Origin of the sequence: Frisingicoccus caecimuris (assembly GCF_004340975.1) — a bacterium.
GTDB classification, from domain to species: Bacteria; Bacillota; Clostridia; order Lachnospirales; family Lachnospiraceae; genus Frisingicoccus; species Frisingicoccus caecimuris.
This window is the reverse complement of the sequence record NZ_SLXA01000026.1, coordinates 1-4,124: the sequence shown is the minus strand read 5'-3', so window position 1 is coordinate 4,124 and position 4,124 is coordinate 1. Positions and strand designations below refer to the sequence as shown.

Genomic DNA, 4,124 nt, shown 5'->3' with positions numbered 1-4,124 from the left:
AACAGGATTATCCTTACGATATTTTTATCCTCATCTTTTCTGGCAACAGCCATTTTTCTTTGCCTGCGCTTCAAAAAGATGAGGATAACGTTTTCATCTTAAACCACAGATTCGTGCCATTTCTGCCTCATCATCAGGCCACAGCGGTTTTTCATCTGTTGACATTTTGCCGGATTCCATTGCTTTGCGCATCATTTCCACTGAAGGAACTGCGTAAATGCGGGTAGTCTCCGTTGAGGAATGTCCTAGTATCCTGGAGATAAGCTCCAGTTCCGTTCCATCCTGATACAGATTTGTTGCACGGGTCCGGCGAACCATGTGCGGATAGCAGTGTTCTGGCAGGTTAGGATGTTCAGGACGTATCTTGGATGCATATTTTTTTATGATACGTTCTACATTTCCTACAGACATCCTATCTTTCCTGCCTTTTATGACTGTAAATATCAGTGGCGAGTCAGGATCCTTCGTTGGATGATAAGCCTTAAGGTAATTCCTCATGTGGTCGGCAGTTGTGTCTGTGATAGCAACGATTCGTTCCTTATCACCTTTTCCGTATATTCTAAGGTATGGTATCTCAGCATCCAGATTTACTGAGGAGACATCAAGCGATAACAATTCAGAGACCCGGATGGCCGAATCATAAAGTAAGATAAGGATCATCTGATCCCTTTGGCCAATCTTTGTATTCAGAGGGGCTGAAAGCAATGCTTTAAGATCCTCCTCAGATATCACTTCCCTTGTCAGTTTTGGTACTTTGAGAAAGGGAACATGTGAAGCCGTCAGCGCTACTGACTGTAAAGAAATATCACCATCCGCAACATACCACAGGTATGCCCTGATTGCTGCCAGCCTGTTATTGCAGGTGGTTTCGGCATTTCCATTTTTGTTCAGGAACTCTATATAGGACAACAACAGGTCATGTGTACAATCCTCGAATCCGAAGGAGCGTATAGACAGATGCAGAGTGTCTGTTACATATCGTCTAAAAACTGTCAGCGCATCCCGGTAAGTCTCCACCGTATTTCTGCTTTTTAATGCCTGCTCCGGCAGGTAATGTTCAAGGAATTCAAGGGTCTTTGAAAAGAACAGCTTCTTCTGTGACTTTATTCTACTCATACGTGTTTACCTCCGGGATTACAAGTTTTCCAGTCCTATCTTTGGCCCGGATTATTCGGAACGCTTCGGCAACCTGATGGTAGTAATAGAAAGTTTCATCCGGGCTTTGATGGCCTAAATACCTGCTGAGGAATGGAAGCATTTCTTTTAACGGAATACCTTCTTCCATCCACAGATTCATCCGTTTTACCACAAAAGTATGTCTGAGGCAGTGTACTGTCGGAGCTTTGTCACAGTATTTCGCATACGGTGTCAAAGCCCAGAATTCCCGGAACTTTTTATCAATTGTACAGTTACTCAGGCACCTTTCAGTTTCTCTTGCAGGGAAAACCCAGTCCGACAGGCAATGATATTTATCGTACAGGACTTTTTCATATGTCCGTAACAGTTCTGTAAGGTCCTCAGGCATATATATCAGTCGGTCCTTATGTCCTTTGGAATGCAGTATGCGGATTGTTCCCTGTCTAAGATCCATATCCATCCAGTGTAGTTTTCTTGCTTCTGAAATGCGCAGGCCACAACAATAAATGAGCCGAAAAAGTACCTTATACTCGGTAGCCAGCCGATAGAAACCTATTATGCTGACTGCTGGAGCGTAACTATCAACCGCTTCGAAGAATGCTTTTATTTCAGCATCTGACAGGATATGTACTACTGTTTTCTCAGCTTTATAAAAGTTAGATGGGATGTAAGCTTCTAACCCCAATGAAACCAGAAACAATGCGAATTGTCGTATTACGGATGTTCTGGCGGAGCACGTGACGAGAGCTTCGCCATCACGTAAAGTTCCCCATTTCTTTACAAGATCTCTGCTCAGATGTGGCTCCTTAACGGATTCCTCTATACAGAAAACATCAAAGTGTTTCAGTTTCCATTCTTCGCTTTCATATATAAAACCAGCAGCCCGTTTTTCCTGTAAAAACATTTCAATGTACGGTGCAAAACAGCTTTGGAATTGATAACCACTGATATTCATGCCAAACCTCCTTCCATGAGGATCCCGGCACGGTCCAGGGATAATCCACATTTTCTGCTTCTTTCGTCATCCAGAAGCAGATACTTCATAACACTTGTCGGATCACGGTGTCCAAGAGCGTCCATGACATCATCAATCCCTGCATTGTTCCGCAAAAGATTTGTTGCGAAGGTTCTGCGGGTCACATGAAAACCACCGCCTTTTACATCTTTTCTCTCAGGCAGGATACGGTAGAGAGCTTTTGTGCATACCTTACCAGTAAGTTTTCCGTATGGAGCTTTTGATCTGATAAAAATATATTCAGTACCGGTCTTTGGTCTGCCGGATGTTATATATGAATATACAGCATTGCCAACTTCAACAGGTAACGGAAGAGTGATCTGCGTTTTTGTTTTCTTCATGACAATGGATATCTGACGGTTCTTCCAGTCAATATCCTGAAATCTGAGTGCCAGGATATCATATGCCCTCAGCCCCATCCTAACTCCAAGCAAAACGATTGCAATGTCGCGAAGTTCTATAGGTTCATTGTGTTCCGCCCGAAAAGTATTGATTCTCTGTAACTGCTCATCAGACAGCACATCAATGATCTTATCCTGCGGAGCAGTTCCTGACATCAGACATACATCCAGACTGTGATTATCTACATATCCCTTTTCAGCAAGATAGCGTAAAAACGCCCTTACGACCACAAAGCAGCCAGACCGTCCCTGAAAAGTTGTATGCTCATCATAGCGCGAAAACTCTTTTATGATTGTGGGTGAAAGCTGGTTGAAATTTTCATAGCCATGGTCAACCAGAAATCTGCAGAAACGAGTGCAGGAACAACGGTAACTTTTTATTGTTCCAGCATCCCGAAATTCTCGCTTTTTCTGATCGAGCAGCCCTGATATAGCCTCTCTGCACCATGATGGCAGTTCATCAAACATGATTGGATCATATTTGTACTTACCATCTGGATGTATATCACCTATCAGGGTATAATCTTCATAAAATTTCAGGACTCGCCGCCAATGGCGCCATGAATGCCCCAGCGTTCTATTGATTTCTGCAAACCAGATCCACATGATATCCTGATGAAATCCGAAGAAATGCATATCCAGGAACAGGTACAGTGCAGTCAAGGCATGTCTGGCAAGGTTTAGGGTCGTACCAACATATCCATGAGATTCCAAAATCTTAATAAAAGGTGTGATCGTTTTATGGAATTCATCTGCCGATAAGGTTACGTCAGTTATCTTATCCAGAGCTCTCCGATTCTCAGATGAGAACTCAGATACTGACCCGATATGAGGATATATCTGGCATTTCAAGACAAGGCTGTAGTTCATAGGGCAAAGACCTTTTTCTCCATAAAATCTGATCATACGCGCAGTATTGTTCAATATCATGGCCTTTGTATCATCAGAACAGTACATTTTTGCTCCTATCAGCTTTATGACTGCATCATAAGTGATATCAGCAATGGCATGCACCCCCATATCATCCAGAAAAAGTAATCCCTCTGAACAGTAAATCCGGGTAAGTTTCAATGTCCGGGCTGTATAGCGGCTGCTACAATCAGCAAGATATACATCAAGGTCCTTTCGCCATAGTGCAGGCAGCTTGTCATAGTTTGACCGGCTCAGATAAAGCCTGCGGTCAGAAATAGTTCCGGTAAAGTCCATTTCCTCTAACTGATATACATACTGTACCCATACAGCACACCTTTGCCGTGGTAATTCATTCTTGATCTCTGCAAGCCAGCTTTCACGGATCGCATCTGAATAACTTCCATCTCTTTGCTTTATAAAAAGACCAAGGGACTCATAGCAATCTCTATGCGACTTCTGACTGCTGGAACACACCTCCTTTTCTTTCAGCAGCATCATTACTTTTTCTGAAGTTTCATTGTAATTCATGAAATCACATCCTTCCGGTTTTATTGTGACTTCATTATTGCATATAAATTTTTATCCTTATATTTCTATTGAAAAACTGGCTAAACTTAATGCTCCATAAAAAGGTGAGGATAAAAATATCGTAAGGATAA

3 protein-coding genes are annotated in these 4,124 nt (G+C 42.5%); all 3 read right to left on the bottom strand.

All coding sequences use genetic code 11. From position 1 onward, the window contains the following. Positions 1–93: 93 nt before the first annotated feature. The 3 genes from EV212_RS13300 to EV212_RS13290 are packed head-to-tail and all read right to left on the bottom strand — an operon-like array spanning position 94 to position 3,993. A complete protein-coding gene (locus EV212_RS13300; RefSeq protein WP_132094465.1) occupies positions 94–1,116 on the bottom strand; it encodes a tyrosine-type recombinase/integrase in 1,023 nt (340 codons plus the stop codon). Further along, positions 1,109–2,092 carry a tyrosine-type recombinase/integrase gene (locus tag EV212_RS13295; RefSeq protein WP_132094462.1) on the bottom strand — a complete coding sequence of 328 codons (984 nt, stop codon included), beginning with the start codon at positions 2,090–2,092 and terminating at the stop codon, positions 1,109–1,111. The genes EV212_RS13300 and EV212_RS13295 overlap by 8 nt, the downstream gene beginning before the upstream one ends. Further along, the gene (locus EV212_RS13290) at positions 2,089–3,993 is read right to left on the bottom strand and encodes a tyrosine-type recombinase/integrase (protein ID WP_132094459.1); all 1,905 of its coding nucleotides are present in this window, start codon (positions 3,991–3,993) and stop codon (positions 2,089–2,091) included. The genes EV212_RS13295 and EV212_RS13290 overlap by 4 nt, the downstream gene beginning before the upstream one ends. Between the last annotated feature and the right edge of the window lie 131 nt (positions 3,994–4,124).